The organism is Sphingomonas sp. R-74633, assembly GCF_013416555.1.
GTDB lineage: Bacteria > Pseudomonadota > Alphaproteobacteria > Sphingomonadales > Sphingomonadaceae > Sphingomonas.
Window position 1 is genome coordinate 69,506 of record NZ_JACCFG010000004.1, and the last position, 16,064, is coordinate 85,569.

Below are 16,064 nucleotides of genomic sequence, written 5' to 3' on the forward strand. Positions count from 1 at the left end.
ACTTATTCTGGGCCTTCCCGGTTTCCCCAACATCGCCAGCCACTTGCTTCGCAGACGGAACGTTTGCGCGCGCCCGCGCATTACTTACCTGACCCCTTTAGCGGTCCGGTATCTGGAGAGAGTTATGCGTAAGATCATCACCTGCTTCGCCCTTGCGGGCGCGGTGCTGGTTTCGGCCTGCAACACGGTCGAAGGCGTAGGCAAGGATGTTTCGTCGGCGGGCAGCACCGTCGCCAAGACGGCCGACGACGCCAAGTAAGCCAGCCAGCTTAAGCACGAAGACCCCTCCCCTGCCCGGGGAGGGGTTTTTCGTATCAGGCCTCGGCGATTTCAGTGGTTTCCGCGTCTTCCGTGGCCTGGCGCCGCCGCCGGGTGAACCAGATCGCCACCAGCGACAGGAAATAGAGCCCGACCAGCGGGAAGGCGAGCAGCAGCTGCGAGCCGATATCGGGCGGGGTCAGCACCGCGGCGATCGCGAAGGCCGCGACCACGGCATAGCGCCAGGCGCCCTTGAGCTGCTCATAGGAGACGATCCCCGAGCGCTCGAGCAGCATCAGCAGAACCGGCAGCAGGAAGGTGATGCCGAAGGCGAACAGGAACTGCATGACGAAATCGAGATATTTCTCGGCATCGGGCATGGCGATCTGCTTCACGCCGCTGTTGCCGAGGTCACCCTGATAGCCGAGCAGGAAGTGCAGCGCCGTCGGGATCGCGACAAAATAGGCGAGCGACGCGCCGGCAATGAACAGCAACGGCGTGGCGAGCAGGAATGGGAGCAATGCCCGCTTCTCCTGCCGATACAGTCCCGGCGCGATGAACCGCCAGAGCTGCGTCGCGATCACCGGGAAGGACAGCATCATCGCCGAGAAGAAGGCGACCTTCAGCTGGACGAAGAAGGCGCCGAAGATCTGGGTGAAAATCACCTGATCCTGTCCTGCCACCGCGAGCGGGTGGACGAGCACGCCGTAGATGTCCTTCGAGAAGTACATCGAGATGAAGAAGGTCAGCAGCAGCGCGGCCACGCAGTAGAGCAGGCGGCGGCGCAGCTCGATCAGATGCTCGAGCAGCGGCTGCTGGGTGTCGTCGATATCCCTCATTCGGCAGCCTCTGCCTTGGGCTTGCGGGCGCGCGCCTTGGCGGCAGGCTTGGGCGCGGCTTCGACCGGTGCAGCCGCAACCTTGCGGGCACGCGGCTTGGCCGCGGGCTTGGCAGCCGGCTCGACCGCAACTTCGGCCGCCGCAGGCGCCTTGCGGGCGCGCTTGGGCTTGGGCGCGGAAACGCCCGGCGTATCGCCGGTGATCGCCGGCTGTTCGACCATCACGGGCGCCGCATCCTCGGTAACGAGGTGCACGTCGGCCTCAAGGGGGGCCGCCTCCGGCGCCGGAAGCGCGGCGGGGGGATGCTCGGACATGATCCGCGCATTCTCCGCCGCCCATTGCTGCTCCAGCTCGGCCAGTTCGGCCTCGCGGATCATGGTGTCGAAGCCCGAGCGGAACTGGCGCGCAACCGCGCGCGCCTTGCCGAACCATTTGCCCACAAAGCGCATCGCCTTGGGCAGATCCTTGGGCCCGATCACGAGCAGCGCCACAATGGCGACCACCACGAATTCGGGCGCGTTGAAATCTAGCATCGATTATTCGCCAGAAGCGGCCCCCGGCGCCCTGAGCCGGGAGCGAAGTGTCAGAGCTTCTCTTCGCGCGCCGGTTCGGCTTCGCGCTGCACGGTCGGCTCGGGAGCCGCCTTGCCTTCGATGCGGGTCGCCGGCTTGTCGTCGTCGTCCTCCGACATACCCTTCTTGAACTGCTTGATGCCCTTGGCCACGTCGCCCATCATGTTCGAGAAGCGGCCGCCGCCGAGCAGCAGGATCGCGACCAGGCCCAGCAGAAGCCAGTGCCAGATGCTGCCCATACCCATAGTAACTCTCCTTGATTCCGGCTCTATCTAAGCCTCGCGCGCACCAGCGGCAATGCCGAAAGGCCCCTATTCGTCGTCTGTTACACTTTCGATTTCGGACGCCTCCGGCTCATCGCCGCCGCTCTCGCCCAGCGCCTCCATGGCGAGATCGACCGGATCGAGCAGCCCGGCGGCCTTGAGATCGTCGATCCCGGGCAGGTCGCGCCGGCTGGTGAGGCCGAAATGGGTGAGGAAGCCGGCGGTGGTGGCATACATCAGCGGCCGCCCCGGCACTTCGCGGCGGCCGGCGGGACGCACCCAGCCCGCCTCCATCAGCACATCGATGGTGCCCTTGGAGATCTGCACGCCGCGGATCGCCTCGATCTCGGCGCGCGTGACCGGCTCGTGATAGGCGATGATCGCCAGCGTCTCGATGCCGGCGCGCGAAAGCTTGCGGCTCTCCTCGCGGTCACGCCGCAGCAGATGGGCAAGGTCGGCCGCGGTCTGGAAATGCCAGCGCTCGCCGCGGCGGACCAGCTCGATCCCACGCCCGGCATAAAGCGCCTCCAAGTCCGCCAGCGCGGCACGCACATCCAGTTCGAGGCCGACATGCGCGCGGATCTCGTCCACGCTGAGCGGATGCTCGGCGGCGAACAGCACGGCCTCCACCGCGCGCGAGGCTGCGTCTTCGGGGGTCATCCAGCGGCCTTGAGATAGAGGGGCGCAAAGGCCGATTTCTGCTTGAGCTCCACCCTGCCCTGCTTCGCCAGCTCGAGCGCGGCGACGAAGGACGAGGCGAGCGCCGACTTGGCATAGGGGCCGCTCGCGCCCTCGGGCAGGAAGGACTGGAGCGCGCTCCAGTCGATCCGCGTGCCGATCAGCGACGAGACGCGGGCGATCGCGGCTTCCAGCGTCATCACGTCACGGTGGGCGACGACGTGCATCACCGGGCGGGTGCGCGCGCTGATCCGGCCATAGGCGGCGATCAGGTCGTATATCTCGGCTTCCCAGCGCGCCTTGCGCAGCACGCGCAGCCCCTCGGGCGCGGCGCGCAGGAACACGTCGCGCCCGGTGCGGTCGCGCGCCACCAGCCTCGCACCAGCTTCGCGCATCGCATTGAGCCGCTCGAGCCGCAGCTGCAGGCGCAGTGCGAGCTCCTCGGGGCTCGGCGTCTCCTCCGGGTTGCGGGGCAAGAGCAGCGCGGACTTCAGATAGGCCAGCCAGGCGGCCATCACGAGATAATCGGCGGCGAGTTCGAGCTTGAGCTCGCGCGCCTCGTTCACGAAGCCGAGATATTGCTCGACGAGCTGGAGGATCGAAATCTGGCGCAAATCGACCTTCTGCGTGCGCGCCAGCGACAGCAGCAGATCGAGCGGCCCTTCCCAGCCGTCGATGTCTATCTTCAGAATTTCGGGTGTTTCACCGTCCATCGCCGGAGTTAAGCAGCCCGCGCCGGTCTGCTCAATAGAGTTGGCCTTCGGAGGCGAGATGGAAGGGATCGGTGCCCGGCGTGCAATCGGGGCGAACCGGCAGCCGCTCGACCAGCAACTCGGTGTCGCGCATCTCCACCCGGCCATCGGCCCACACGCAGATATCCGAGCGGAACAGGCTGGTCTTGAACACCACCGTGGCGGTGAGCAGGATCACGCCCTTCTCGACCCCGCGGAACAGCACGCGCCGGACTTCGAGCGCCGCCGCGGCGATCTCCGCCGGATCGGCATCGGGGTTCCAGGCAAGGTCCTTGCCCGATTCGACGATGCGGAACCGCCCGTGCTTCCCGCCGACATGATCGAAGAAAAAGGTCGCATAGGCCGCCGCATTGTCGGGATCGACCTCCACGCCGACCCGGGCATTGTGCGCATAGATCGGCACATTGCTGTGATCGAACAGCACCGCCTGTCCGTCGGCGATCAGCGCGTACCGGCTGTTAGGCACGCCGCGGGTCTGATCGACGATCTTCAGCAGATCGGTTTCGGCATAGAAGGGCAGCGGAGTCGTCCAGACCTGCACGGTCCTCGCATCCAGGGGCGAAGGCCGGATCTGATCGTTTACGGCGGCAAGCAAATTCCCTGCCTCGCCCTCAGGGGCGCGGCGCCACGCATATACTCGAAGCATGTCGCTGCTTCCTCCCCCTCGGAAGGCTTGCTTGCCTCCCTACCCGGAGAGTGAACATGCCAGTTCGCACGCGCGGCGCAATAATCCGATTTAAAGCAGCGCGAGCAATTCGTCCCTTTTCGCGATCAATTCGGAGAAATCACTATCAGGTTCGTCTGCGCCCACCGTCGCCATCGCCCGGTCGAGCCGCTCGATGCACGCGGGCGTGGCATCCGGAAGCAAGCCGATGATCTCGATCATCTCGTCCATCCGCGCCCAGCAATCGAGCACCACGTCGCAGCCGGCGGCCAGCGCCTGAGTCGCCTTCTCGCCAGGCGTGCCGGACAATGCCTTCATGTCGATGTCGTCGGTCATCAGCAGCCCGTCGAAACCGATGCGGCCGCGGATGACCTCCTGGATCACGGTCGGCGAGAGCGTGGCGGGGCGCTCGGCGTCCCAGGCCTCGAACACGACATGGCAGGTCATGCCCATCGGGGCGCCCTTGAGCGCATGGAACGGCGCGATGTCCTGCTCCAGCGCAGAGGCATCCACCTTGACGCGCGGCAGCTCGAGATGGCTGTCGACCAGCGCGCGACCGTGCCCGGGCATGTGCTTGACTACGCCGACGACGCCGCCGCGGCGCAGGCCTTCGACACAGGCCTGGCCGAGCGCCGCGACGCGCATCGGCTCACCGCCGAATGCGCGGTCGCCGATCGCCTGGGTAACTTCGGGTGTGACGACGTCGAGCAAGGGCGCGCAATCGACAGTTACGCCGACATCGGCGAGCATCATGCCGAGCGCGTGGTAATTCGCCCGCGCCGCCTCGATCGCCGAGATCGGCGCGATGTCATAGAGCTTGCCGAACACCTCGCCCGCCGGAAAGGCTGGCCAGACCGGCGGTACCATGCGGCTGACGCGGCCGCCTTCCTGGTCGATCAGGATCGGCAGGTCGGCGCGGCCCGACAGTTCACGCAACTCCTCGGTAAGCGCGCGCATCTGCTCACGGCTCTCGCAATTGCGCTTGAAGAAGATGTAGCCGAGCGGATCGGCATCCCGGAAGAAAGCGCGCTCCTCGGCCGTGAGCGACAGGCCGGAGACACCGAAGATTACTGGCTTCATGCGCGTCTCTTAGCGAAGCCGGAGGCGGCGGATAAGCCCCTGCGAGGCGGTTGGCCATGCCTGCGCGGCATGGCCAGCCCCTCAATTCGCCACGTAGCAGTTCTCGCCCGCCACCTTGAGCTTGCCGCACAGCTCCCTGGCCTGGCTGTTCGAGCCCGTGTTCACCCGCAGGCGGAACACGGCCTTGCCGTCCTTCTCGCCGCGCTCGACCGACTTGCCGAGCGGCGCGAGATAGGAAAAACGCTTCGACAGGCGTGCCCAGGCGGCATTGGCGCCGCCTTCGTCCGGGAATGCGCCGAGCTGGATCAGCGCGCCCGAACCGGCCGACGGCGCGGTGGCCGGGGCGAGTGCAGGGATCTGCTTGGGCTGGGTCGCCGGCGCAGCACCGGACGGGATAGCGACCTTAGCCGCCTTTTCGCCGTTCAGCGACGGCGCCTTGTCGGCCACCTTCTTGCCGTCGACCGGCGCTTCGGGAAGCGCGTTGGTGTCGATGCTCGAATTGCCGGCATTGCCCTGGCTGGTGGCGAAGACGGTATCGCCCTCGCCTTCGACCTTCATGCCGCCCGGCTCGTCGGGCTTGACCTTATACTCCCCGGCGGGCGCAGCGATCAGTTCGCCATTGCCGACCAGGCTGCGTTGCTTCTGATACCAATAATAACCGAACGCTCCGGCGCCGATGACGGCGAGGAGCAGGAGGATGAGCAGCAGGATACGGCCGAAGGACGGACCTTCACGATAATCCTCTTCCACCGTCTCGAGCCAGGGAAGGCGGTCATCGTCTCCGAATCCGGCCTCCCCCCCACGCATATTCATTCCTTACATCTCCTGGACGGCCTCGACGCCCATGATGCGGAGGCCATTACGGATAATCTGCCCGATCGAACGCGCGAGATAAAGCCGTGCGCACGTCAACTCCGGTTGATCGACAATCAGGAATCGACGGGTCGCATCGTCCTTGCCGAGATTCCACAGCGAATGGAGTTCGGCCGCCAAGTCGTACAAATAGAACGCAATTCGGTGCGGCTCGCGCGCCGAAGCGGCTGCCTCGACGATGCGCGGGAACTGCGCGGCCGCCTGAACCAGCCGAAGCTCCTGTGTATCAAGCAGAGACAGGTCCACATTGGTACATGCGATCCCGGCCTCGTCGGTACGCCGGCCGAGCGAAGCGACGCGGGCATGCGCATACTGCACATAGAACACCGGATTGTCCTTCGACGCCTCGACCACCTTGGCGAAATCGAAGTCCATCTGGGCATCGGCCTTGCGGGTCAGCATCGTGAAGCGGACCACGTCCTTGCCGACTTCGTTGACGACATCGGCGAGCGTCACGAAATTGCCCGAGCGCTTCGACATCTTCACCGGCTCGCCGTCGCGCAACAACCGGACCATCTGGACCAGCTTGACGTCGAACTTGGTCTCGCCGCCGGTCAGCGCCTGCACCGCGGCGACGATGCGCTTGACCGTGCCCGCGTGATCCGCGCCCCAGATATCGATCAGCGCGTCGGCCGACTGCGCCTTCTGGAAGTGATAGGCGAGATCGGCGCCGAAATAGGTCCAGGCGCCGTTCGACTTCTTGATCGGGCGGTCCTGGTCATCGCCGAACTGCGTCGAGCGGAACAGCGGCAGCTCGACCGGCTCCCAATCCTCGGGCGTCTCGCCCTTGGGCGCTTCGAGCACGCCGTCATAGACATAGCCGCGCTCGCGCAGCCACGCCTCGGCCTGTTCGGGCTTGCCGGCGGCCTGGAGTTCGGCTTCCGACGAGAACAGGTCGTGATGGATGCCAAGCAGCGCCAGGTCGGCGCGGATCATGTCCATCATCGAGGCGACGGCGGTCTTGCGGAACAGGACCAGCCACTCGCCCTCGGGCGCGGCGACGTATTTGTCGCCGAACTCGGCAGCGAGCTTCTCGCCGACGGGCTTCAGATATTCGCCCGGATAGAGCCCCTCGGGGATCTCGACCGTCTCGCCCAGCGCTTCCCGATACCGAAGGTGCGCCGAGCGGGCGAGCACATCGACCTGGCCGCCGGCGTCGTTGACATAGTATTCGCGGATCACCTTGTGTCCCGCGAACTCGAGCAGGCTGGCCAGCGCATCGCCCACCACCGCGCCGCGGCAATGGCCCATGTGCATCGGGCCGGTCGGGTTGGCCGACACGTACTCGACGTTGACCGTCGTGCCCGCGCCGACCGTCGAGCGGCCATAATCGTCGCCTGCCTCGATGATCGCCATCAGCTCGCCGCGCCAGGTCTGGTCGGTCAGCGTCAGGTTGATGAAGCCCGGGCCCGCGATCGAGACCGCGGACACTTCGTCGAGTTTCTCGAGCTCCGCACCGATCTTCTCAGCGAGCGCGCGCGGATTGGTGCCGGCCGGCTTGGCGAGCACCATCGCGGCGTTGGTCGCCAGATCGCCATGCGAGGCGTCACGCGGAGGCTCCACCGTGATCGCACGTCGCTCCAGCCCCGCGGGCAGGTCGCCGGCGAGGACAAGCGCATCCAGAGCGAGGTTCAGGTGCGCGGCGAAACGTGCGTAGAGCGTCATTCGGGGTTCCAGCAATGAAGGAAGCGCGCGCCTTAGCGGATGCGGCCGAAACTGCACAGCCCCCGGCCAAACTTCATGAAGTTCGCGCGTATCGGGTATAAAAACGGGCGTTGGGGTTCCTTATCTGTTCCTTGCGGTTATGACAGACAAGGGGGCTGTAGGACAGCGCTTGTTGACGGCAGTCGCCGGGATCAGGGAACGGGCGCGCCTTCGCTGCAGACCGCGGCGATATTGGCGAAGCTGTCAGACCCGTCATCGGTCGCGAGCATCTTCAAATGGCCCAGCCAGACGAAGCGCCGGAATACCGGATCGCGCGCGGTCCGCTTTTCGCCACAGGCGATCTGCGGCGCGTCGCGGCGGACGACGACGGCGCGTAGCTCGGCGTGCGGATCGGCCATCGAGGCGAGGATCGCGGTTTCCACCACGGGGCGTGGCGGGGTCGATGCCAACGGCTCCGGTGCTGGCGTTGGCGTTGGTAAAACTTCGCGCGGTTCGGCCGGACGAACCACGACGGCACCGGCATCGGGCGCTTCGGGCGCGCTTCGCGGCCAGGCGAAAATAGCTGTGATCGCCGTCACTGCGACCAGAATCGCGACGATGAAATAGGCCCGAACCATGCCCTGCCCTTCCAAAATCATGGGATCGGCCGCGCGCCGCCCGAACAGCGACACGCGGCCAAATGCTCAGGGAACGTTGGAAACCCGGCCCTGCCAGGCAGTCGCCGTGAAGAACTCGCCGGTGCCGTTCTTGAACGCGGCGCCGGCAGTCGTGTCGCCCTTCAGCTGCCAGGCGAGCCAGGCGGTCGGGAAGCCCATATAGCCGTACACGCCATTGTTGCAGGCCTTGAGGAAGCCGAGCAGCCCGCAGCCCGGGGTGCCGGTGATGTCATTATGATTGGCATTCTTCAGCAGGCCCTTGGCCTTGCGCATCCCGACCGGTGTGGCGTTGTAATAAGCGGTCTGCGAATTGAGCTGGGTGCCGCCGCTCTGCGTATCGGGCGCGATCAGGCTGTCCGCCGTGCCGCTCACATAGAAGATCGATCCCGAACCGCCGGTCAGCGTCGGCGTCAGCAGGCAATTGTCCGCCGGATTGCACCAATTCTGGTTGGGCAGCTCGAACGTCACCGTCGTGGTGATCACGCCGCCCGAGTGGAACATCGCATTGGCGGCGCCGGACGCCCCCTGCGAATGGCCCGCCGCGCCGACATGCGCGAAATCGATGCGGTGATAGAAGGGGCTGGCGGGGTTCGCCTCCTGGGCCTGCATCCAGGCCAGCGAAGCCAGCACGGTGTCGCCATAGCCGGTCTGCTGGTCGCGCGTGGCGACGACGACGAAACCCCAGCTCGCGAGATGCTTCAGCCAGTTGAGGTAATTGTCCGGCGTCGAACCGGTGCCGTTGGCCCATACCACCAGCGGCAGGCGCGTGGTCGAGGATGTGATGTTGGATGGATAGAAGACATCGCACTGGTTGCCCTTGGCATCGCAGGCGGCGGTAGAGCGCATCGTGGCGGTCGCGAGCGGGCCATTGGCATAATATTGGGTCTCGACCGGCCCGGTCGGGGCGTTGGGTATGGTCTGCGCCGTTGCCGGCACGGCGATGGCCAGTGCAGTGGTGGAAGCCAGGGTGGCGAGCATCACTCGAGATAGTCTCTTCATCTGCCTCTCCTTGCGTTTGTCATTCTCCTTGGAACCGCATCGGGCGGACGACGCCGGGCCGAGCGGTTCGGCCGCGCAGGGATAAGCGAGCGGGAAACTCAGCTGGTTTTCATGATGGCGCATCGGGCCCGTCGGGCACGCGATGCCTGTTATCCTCCCCGATCGCCGGTCACTGCCGGTAATCGAAGGCTATGCTAACAATCACATGCGATCAAGTATGTATGTTATTCGCTCACAAGCAATCATTCCGCAGCAACGGTGCGTGGCTTGCCGGGGTTCACGCCGTTGAGCAGCAGCGCGGCAATCGCCGAGCGCCGGACGATCAGCCGATGCGCCAGATAGGAGAGCCAACCCGCAAGCCCGACGGTGAGCGCATAGGCGGCATAAGGATCGAGCCGCAGCGGATCGAGCAGCATGTCGAGCAGCAGGATGATTGGAAAATGCAGCATGTAGATGGTGAAGGACGCATCGGCGATCCGCCGGAACAGCGGCGGCGTCTCGCGGATCGTCAGCGCCGAGCGCAGGATCAGCACGGTGACCGCGGGCGGGCACAGCGAAGCGGTGATTACGTTGAGCGGGCTCATCGGCGTGGCGAACAGCCCGTCGCTGCCGCCGGGTAGCAGGCGCGAGGCAAGGCAGAGTGTGAAGACCAGCGCCAGCACAGTGAGCGCAGGCCCCGTGCGCGCCGTCACCCGGCGGAACAGCGCCGGCGAACCGGCCAGCACCAGCCCGAACAGATAGAGCGGCGCGAAGCTCACAATCTGGTGAAGTGTCCAGACGGCGTTCTGATACGGCCCCGCCAGCATCGCCAGCGCGACGATCAGCTGCACGAGGATCGTCGTCACCACCCCCACGCCCAGGATCGTCAGCGTCACCGAGGGGCGCTTCGCTTCGACCCAGGCGTCGATCGAGGCGAACAGCCCACCCCTCCTGTCGGTGCGGTACAGCCACCAGGTGATCGGCGCGTAGAGAAGCAGATCGAGCAGGAACCAGAAATGCCACCAGCCGAGCGCGGGCAGCGAGGGCACCGCGCTGCCATACCAGTGCCAGCTCAGGCAGATGCTCATGATCGGGGCGAGAACGAACAGGCCGAAGATCGTCGGGAAGCCGATCTGGAACACCCGCCGCGTCAGCCAGGTATCGGCACTGTGCTTGCGGATCGCATAGAGGCTGAGCAGCCCGGCCACCGCGAAGAACGCACCCATGCGGAAATTGGAGGAAATCCTAGCGATCAGATCGAACAGCGTCAGATGGACCTCCTGCACCATCGTGGCATGCAGAAAGATCCCGGCGAGCATCAACAATGCCCGCCAGTTATCCAGCCCGGCTATACGCTCGCCTTGCAAGATCGCCCCCCAATGCTGCGCAGGTGCAGTTCGGTGAGCCTTGATCTAGGTTAAACTACTTAAGCAGTTGTTCCGGTTCCGCACCGAAATGGCGCTACCTGCGTTTTTTCACGACCTGGTGGGATTGCAGCGCGCCAGCACCTCAGGCTTGAATCTTTCATCGAGCGTCCGGCGCAGCGCGATCTTCCAGCGCCGATAGCCTTCGTCGTTCAAGTGCAGGCCGTCCTCCTTGAAGAAGGGCCCCGGCCGGCCGTTTTCGAGGAGCATCGGCACGATATCGACATAGGCGACATCGGTGCGGGTCAGGGCGATTGCCTTGGCCGCCGCATTATAGTGTTCCTGGTCCGCGCGCTGCTCCCAGCGGGTCGGGCTTGGCTTCAGCGAGATCAGGAAGACCGGCGTCTTGCCGAACAGGCGCGACTTGATCGCCAGGAATTCCTTCAGGTCGGCGACGGTGTCTTCCACCTTGCGGCCAAAGGCGAGGTCGTTGTCGCCGGCATAATAGACGATCGCCTGGGGCGCGTGCTTCGCCTCGTCATGCGCGAAATGGAGGTTGAGTTCGGGCATGGTCGCGCCGGCGATGCCGCGGTTCTGGGCATACCAGGGATAGAGATCCTGCTGCAGCGACGCCCAGCGGCTCATCGACGAGCTGCCGACGAACCACAGCACGCAGGCCCCTTCGGTCGACGAGGCGCCCGGCAGCGGCTCGCGCGCGCGCATCCACATATAGGTGCCGAAGATGCCCGAGAAGATCGCGAGCGCCAGCATGCACTTGCCGAACGCGGCAAGCGCAGTGCGTAGCGGCGATTCAGAACCTGGCAGCCTGGACAAGCGCGACCCTCAACCTGCGAGCCGGCGGTCATAGTCTGCGGCAGGTTAAGGGCGGGTTCCCGTCAGGCGCGCAGCAGGTCCTGCAGCGGCTTGGCCATCTGCACTTCCGGGAACAGCTTCTTCGTCGCCGTCTGCGGCACCAGATCGAAATGCGCGGAGAGCGTGGAGCCGATCACCGTGTCGAGCCCGAGCGTGGGCTTGAGGTCGCGGTTCTCGTAGAGCGAGCCATCCGCCAGGCCCGGCCAGTCGGCGAGCACCCTGCCCCCGTTGACCGCGCCACCCATCAGCATCGCGCACGAGGCGGTGCCGTGATCGGTGCCCTGGGTGCCGTTGATCTTCACCGTGCGGCCGAACTCGGTGGCGACCAGCACCACGGTGTTGGCCCAGAGCGGCCCGAGGCCCTTTTGCAGCTCGCCGACCATCTTATCGAGGCCGTTGAGCTGGCCGGCGAGACGCCCCTTCTGCCCGGCATGCGTATCCCAGCCGCCGGTCTCGATCATCGCGATGCGCGAGCCGCCGGGTGCCGAAAGCATCTTGGCGGTGAGCGCGCCGGTGTCGGCGGCGTTCTTGCCATTGTCCGAAGCGAGGTCGCTGGTCAGCACCTTGGTGGCAGTCGCCTGTTCCCAGATGCCGTGGAGCTGCTGATCGGCCTGGTACATCTGGCTCACCCGCATCAGCAGGTCGTCCGATGCGTCGGGCAGCGACGAAGGGGCATAGCTCGCCACTTCGACCGGGCCGCGCAGCGCCATCGGCACCGTCGCGGCGAGCGCGATCGCCTTGTCGTCGGCGGGAAGCATCGAGAGCAGCCGGTTGAGCCAGCCGTCCTTGAGCTGATAGGCCGAAGTGCCGCCGGTCTCGAGCACATTCTGCCCGTCGAAATGCGAGCGATCGCGATAGGGCGAGGCGACGGCGTGGAGGAACAGCGCCTGCTTGGCGCCATAGAGCCCGTAGATGTTCTTCATCGACGGATGCAGCGCGAACAGGTCGTTGAGCTTGGGCGCCGTGGCGAAATCCTCGGCAAGCTGGCCGCGCTGGCCGGCATAAGCGGGGTCGCCGACCGGCGCGACGGTGTGCAGGCCATCGGCCGCGCCGCGCTGGATGATGAAGACGAAGCGCCGCTCGGTCGCCGCGCGGGCAAAGGCGATGCGCGAGCCGAAGGCAGTGGCGAGCATGGCGGAGGCGCCGAGCCCAACGAAATTACGACGGGAAAGTGCGTTCATCGGGCTTACCTCCGCATGAATTCGGGCGAGACGAGCATCAGGGCGAGGCCCTGGCCCGGGCTCTCGGCGCGCGCGATCGACTGGGTGGTGGCAGGGCTGAGCGCACCGGGGAAGATCTCGGCGGCGCGCTGGCGGGCGTCGATCAGGTTCTTGGTCCGCTGCGCCATGCGCTCGGCCGCTTCGACGCGGCGCATGATGGCATCGGGCCCGGCCCAGGCACCGGCGACATCGTCCCAGCCCGCGGGCGAACCCGGCTTCCAGGTCGGCTGGCCGAGCTGGCCCATCAGGCCGTTGACTGCATTGGCCTGCACCTGCTGCGTACCGAGCGCGCGCATCGCCGAGATCGACCATTCCCAGGGCGACTTGAACTTGGCCGGCGTCGGCGCCCAGCATTCGGGCGAGGCGATCAGCGCACGGTAGACGGTCGGCAAGTCGCCGCCCGACGACAGGAACGCCTTCTCCAGCCGCGCGACCAGAGGCGCGGGCGGATCGTCATTGGCGAAATGGCGGGCGAGCTTGGTGGCGATATGGTGCGCCGTCGCCGGGTGGGTGGCGAGATAGTTGAGCACCGCGGCCGCCTGCGCCTCGCCTTCCTGCGCCCATTGCTTGCCCAGGATCGTGCGGGTGCCGGGCTCGTGCACGCGCTCGGCGAACATGAAGGTGCCGGGCTCGCCATCCGCTACGCCCGCATAGCGCGCGCCGGCGCCGCGGCCGATGCCGGCGACAGTGAATCCGGTCATCGCGCGGGCGAACTCGGTGACGTCCGCCTGCGTGTAGACGCTGCGCACGCCGAGCGTGTGAAGCTCCATGATCTCGCGCGCGAGATTCTCGTTTAGGCCGGCGCGGTTCTTGCCCTTCCGGCGCGCCGCAGCCTGCGCGATCTGGCTGTTGGGACCTACCGACACTGCCTGATCGAGGAAGAGCAGCATCGCCGGATGGCGCTCGACTGCGTTCACCATGTCGGCGAACTTGCCCATCACATGCGGGCGAATCGCCTCGAACTCGAGCGTGCCAGACAGCCCGACCAGCTCAAGCTTGTCGGCGGAGACGGCGAAATGGTTCGCCCAGAAATGGACGAGCCGCTCGGCAAAGGGCGTGGGCGACGTGATCGCGGTCAGCGCGCGGGCCGAGACCATGCCGACATAATATTGCTGCTGCTCGCGCCGCGCCTCGCGCCGGGCGATCATCTCGGCATTCTCGCCCTCGTAGAGCTTCTTCGCGCCGGGCTTGCCCTGCATGTCCTGCATCCGCGCGCCGGCCGGCTGGGCGCTCATCGCGTCCTGCATCGCCGGGGCACCCTGCATGTCCTGCATCGTCGCGCCTTCGGCCATCGGCGGCTTGGCGCCGGCGGGCTTGGAAGGCGTGTCGACCGGCCCCTTTGGCTTGGGGTTCTCGATGCGGAGCTGGCGCTGGCGCTCGTAGAAGTCGCCCAGCGCGCGAGCCACCTGCGTGCTCGGTACCTGCGAGGCGATCGCCTGGGGCCTGGGATCGAAGGCAGCGATCTGTGCGGCCAGCCATTTGCGGGGATCGGTCCCGGCGTCCTCACCCGGCCTGGCGCCGAGTCCGAAGCGATTTAGGGCGATACTGGCGTCCGTCATGCGACTCCCCTGTGATCTTATATTTCCGGTCTACGCACAAAGTGTCGCAGAAGTTTGCCACAGTTTCGGTTCGCCGCCATCCCGCCTCGCTTGGTCGATTGCATTTCCTGCAATCGCCGGGGCCGCCCTTTGCGGTTGCCGGATTTGCTGCGTCGCAACATAAGTTGGCGCAAGAACAAAACAAAATTGGATGCCGATCTGGCTCTTTACCAACAAGGAGAAAGATCGTGACGAAATTCCTGTTCGCGGCTGCTGCCGCTGTCCTGACCTTCACTGCCCCCGCCGCGTTCGCCGGCGACCGCACCTTCACCCATGAAGGCGTGACCTACACCTATTCGGTGACCACCAAGGACAACGCCCAGGTTCTCGAGGGCAAGACCAGCGAAGGCGGCGATTTCCGTCTCTCGGTGAAGAATGGCTGGGTCGATGGCTACGTCAACGACTCGCGCGTCTCGTTCCGCGCGCCCTCGCAGAAGGCGCCGACGCAGCTCGCTGCGCGCTGAGCATTTCCCGCAAGGGGTAGAAGAGGCCGGGGCGGCGACGCTCCGGCCTTTTCGCGTCAAAAGCCTTCGGGCAGGTCGATCTTGCCGACCAGTTCGCGGTAGCGCGCAATGGCGTAGCGATCGGTCATGCCCGCGATGAAATCGGCGATGTGACGGCTGCGTGCCGGCTCCTCCGCCGGCAGCGCCTCGGCCCACTCGGCGGGCATCTGCGCGGGATCGGCGCGGTAGAGCGCGAACAGGCCCGCCACCACGATGCTCGCCGCATCCGCCGCGGCAAGCTGGCTCGGATGGTGGTAGAGATTGGCGTACATGAAGCGCTTGAGCCCGCGTTCGGCCTCGCGCATCCCGTCCGAGAAATGCGCGAGCACCCGGCCCGCCGCGCGGACGTCCGCCACCGTCTCGACGCCGCTTTCGGCGATGCGGACCTGGGTGGCGCCGATCAGGTCGTTGACCATGATGCCGATCTGGGCACGGACCAGTTCGCTGATCAGGCGGCGGCGCTCGCAACCGGGGAATTTCGCTTCGACCTGTCGCCAGCCCTCGGCGACCATCGGCACTTCGAACAGCTGATCGAGCTGGAGCAGCCCCGCGCGCAGGCCATCGTCGATGTCGTGATTGTCATAGGCGATGTCGTCGGCGATCGCCGCGACCTGCGCCTCGAGCGAGGCCCAGCTGTTCAGCTCGAGCGGAAAGGCTGCGTCAGCCTCGGCCAGCGCCCATTCGGGATTCGCGATCGGGCCATTATGCTTGGCGAGCCCCTCGAGCGTATCCCAGGTGAGGTTGAGCCCGTCCCAGGCGGGATAGGGCCGCTCGATCGCCGTGAGGGTGCGCAGCGTATTGCCGTTGTGATCGAACCCGCCCTGCCCGGCCAGCGCTTCGTTCAGCGCCTTCTCGCCGGCATGGCCGAAGGGCGGATGGCCGATATCGTGGGCGAGACACAGCGCCTCGGTCAGGTCCTCGTTGAGGCCCAGCGTCCGCGCGATGGCGCGGCCGATCTGGGCGACTTCGAGACTGTGCGTCAGCCGCACGCGGAAATGGTCGCCGTCGGGCGCCATGAACACCTGGGTCTTGTGGCGCAGGCGGCGGAAGCTGATCGAGTGGATGATCCGGTCGCGGTCGCGCTGGAAGGCGTCGCGGGGTCCGCGGACGGTGCCGCCGGGCTCGGGATGGAGACGGCCGCGGCTGGCTTCAGGCGTGGAGGCCCAGGAGGAAATTGCTTTCACCAGGCTGCCCTAACAGCCTCGTCGCCACACGTCATCCACTGCGA

General features: G+C 66.1%; 18 protein-coding genes. 2 read left to right on the top strand and 16 right to left on the bottom strand.

The genetic code is table 11. The annotated features are described in order from the left end of the window. Positions 1-124: 124 nt before the first annotated feature. Positions 125-259 (top strand): entericidin A/B family lipoprotein, encoded by a 135-nt coding sequence (locus HZY97_RS13910; protein ID WP_180144807.1) that lies wholly within the window; start codon positions 125-127, stop codon positions 257-259. Between the two features lie 55 nt (positions 260-314). On the opposite strand, the gene tatC is transcribed toward HZY97_RS13910, so the two are convergent. The 15 genes from tatC to HZY97_RS13985 form a co-directional block, all read right to left on the bottom strand. Further along, positions 315-1,097, bottom strand: coding sequence for a twin-arginine translocase subunit TatC (tatC, locus tag HZY97_RS13915; protein WP_180144810.1), 783 nt, complete (start codon positions 1,095-1,097; stop codon positions 315-317). Then, a complete protein-coding gene (gene tatB / locus HZY97_RS20820; protein ID WP_218943073.1) occupies positions 1,094-1,630 on the bottom strand; it encodes a Sec-independent protein translocase protein TatB in 537 nt (178 codons plus the stop codon). Before tatB ends, tatC begins: the two co-directional genes overlap by 4 nt. 50 nt (positions 1,631-1,680) lie before the next feature. After that, positions 1,681-1,914, bottom strand: a complete 234-nt coding sequence (locus HZY97_RS13925; protein ID WP_180144813.1) for a twin-arginine translocase TatA/TatE family subunit — start codon at positions 1,912-1,914, stop codon at positions 1,681-1,683. Between the two features lie 66 nt (positions 1,915-1,980). Continuing rightward, positions 1,981-2,592, bottom strand: coding sequence for an SMC-Scp complex subunit ScpB (scpB, locus tag HZY97_RS13930; protein ID WP_180144816.1), 612 nt, complete (start codon positions 2,590-2,592; stop codon positions 1,981-1,983). Beyond that, the gene (locus HZY97_RS13935; protein ID WP_180144819.1) at positions 2,589-3,323 is read right to left on the bottom strand and encodes a ScpA family protein; all 735 of its coding nucleotides are present in this window, start codon (positions 3,321-3,323) and stop codon (positions 2,589-2,591) included. Before HZY97_RS13935 ends, scpB begins: the two co-directional genes overlap by 4 nt. Before the next feature lie 31 nt (positions 3,324-3,354). Then, entirely contained in the window at positions 3,355-4,008 is a 654-nt protein-coding gene (locus tag HZY97_RS13940) for a hypothetical protein (RefSeq protein ID WP_180144822.1), read from the bottom strand. A gap of 90 nt (positions 4,009-4,098) precedes the next feature. Then, positions 4,099-5,106, bottom strand: a complete 1,008-nt coding sequence (gene nagZ / locus HZY97_RS13945) for a beta-N-acetylhexosaminidase (protein WP_180144825.1) — start codon at positions 5,104-5,106, stop codon at positions 4,099-4,101. Positions 5,107-5,187: 81 nt separating this feature from the next. Next, on the bottom strand, positions 5,188-5,913 hold the full coding sequence (locus HZY97_RS13950; RefSeq protein ID WP_180144827.1) for an SPOR domain-containing protein: 726 nt from the start codon (positions 5,911-5,913) through the stop codon (positions 5,188-5,190). Between the two features lie 9 nt (positions 5,914-5,922). Further along, positions 5,923-7,644 (bottom strand): arginine--tRNA ligase, encoded by a 1,722-nt coding sequence (argS, locus tag HZY97_RS13955; protein ID WP_180144830.1) that lies wholly within the window; start codon positions 7,642-7,644, stop codon positions 5,923-5,925. Between the two features lie 191 nt (positions 7,645-7,835). Continuing rightward, complete coding sequence (locus HZY97_RS13960) at positions 7,836-8,315, bottom strand: hypothetical protein (protein ID WP_180144832.1); 480 nt, start codon at positions 8,313-8,315, stop codon at positions 7,836-7,838. A 12-nt stretch (positions 8,316-8,327) separates the two neighbouring features. Further along, positions 8,328-9,299 carry a hypothetical protein gene (locus tag HZY97_RS13965; RefSeq protein ID WP_180144835.1) on the bottom strand — a complete coding sequence of 324 codons (972 nt, stop codon included), beginning with the start codon at positions 9,297-9,299 and terminating at the stop codon, positions 8,328-8,330. Between the two features lie 242 nt (positions 9,300-9,541). Then, positions 9,542-10,645 (bottom strand): acyltransferase family protein, encoded by a 1,104-nt coding sequence (locus HZY97_RS13970; RefSeq protein ID WP_257215081.1) that lies wholly within the window; start codon positions 10,643-10,645, stop codon positions 9,542-9,544. A 108-nt stretch (positions 10,646-10,753) separates the two neighbouring features. After that, positions 10,754-11,476, bottom strand: coding sequence for a GDSL-type esterase/lipase family protein (locus HZY97_RS13975; RefSeq protein ID WP_180144840.1), 723 nt, complete (start codon positions 11,474-11,476; stop codon positions 10,754-10,756). Positions 11,477-11,538: 62 nt separating this feature from the next. Continuing rightward, complete coding sequence (locus tag HZY97_RS13980) at positions 11,539-12,696, bottom strand: DUF1501 domain-containing protein (RefSeq protein WP_180144842.1); 1,158 nt, start codon at positions 12,694-12,696, stop codon at positions 11,539-11,541. Between the two features lie 5 nt (positions 12,697-12,701). Next, entirely contained in the window at positions 12,702-14,294 is a 1,593-nt protein-coding gene (locus HZY97_RS13985; RefSeq protein WP_180144844.1) for a DUF1800 family protein, read from the bottom strand. 227 nt (positions 14,295-14,521) lie between these two features. Between HZY97_RS13985 and HZY97_RS13990 the strand changes: the two genes are divergently transcribed. Continuing rightward, positions 14,522-14,797, top strand: a complete 276-nt coding sequence (locus HZY97_RS13990; protein ID WP_180144846.1) for a hypothetical protein — start codon at positions 14,522-14,524, stop codon at positions 14,795-14,797. 56 nt (positions 14,798-14,853) lie between these two features. On the opposite strand, the gene HZY97_RS13995 is transcribed toward HZY97_RS13990, so the two are convergent. After that, positions 14,854-16,020 carry a deoxyguanosinetriphosphate triphosphohydrolase gene (locus HZY97_RS13995; RefSeq protein WP_180144849.1) on the bottom strand — a complete coding sequence of 389 codons (1,167 nt, stop codon included), beginning with the start codon at positions 16,018-16,020 and terminating at the stop codon, positions 14,854-14,856. Positions 16,021-16,064 lie beyond the last annotated feature (44 nt).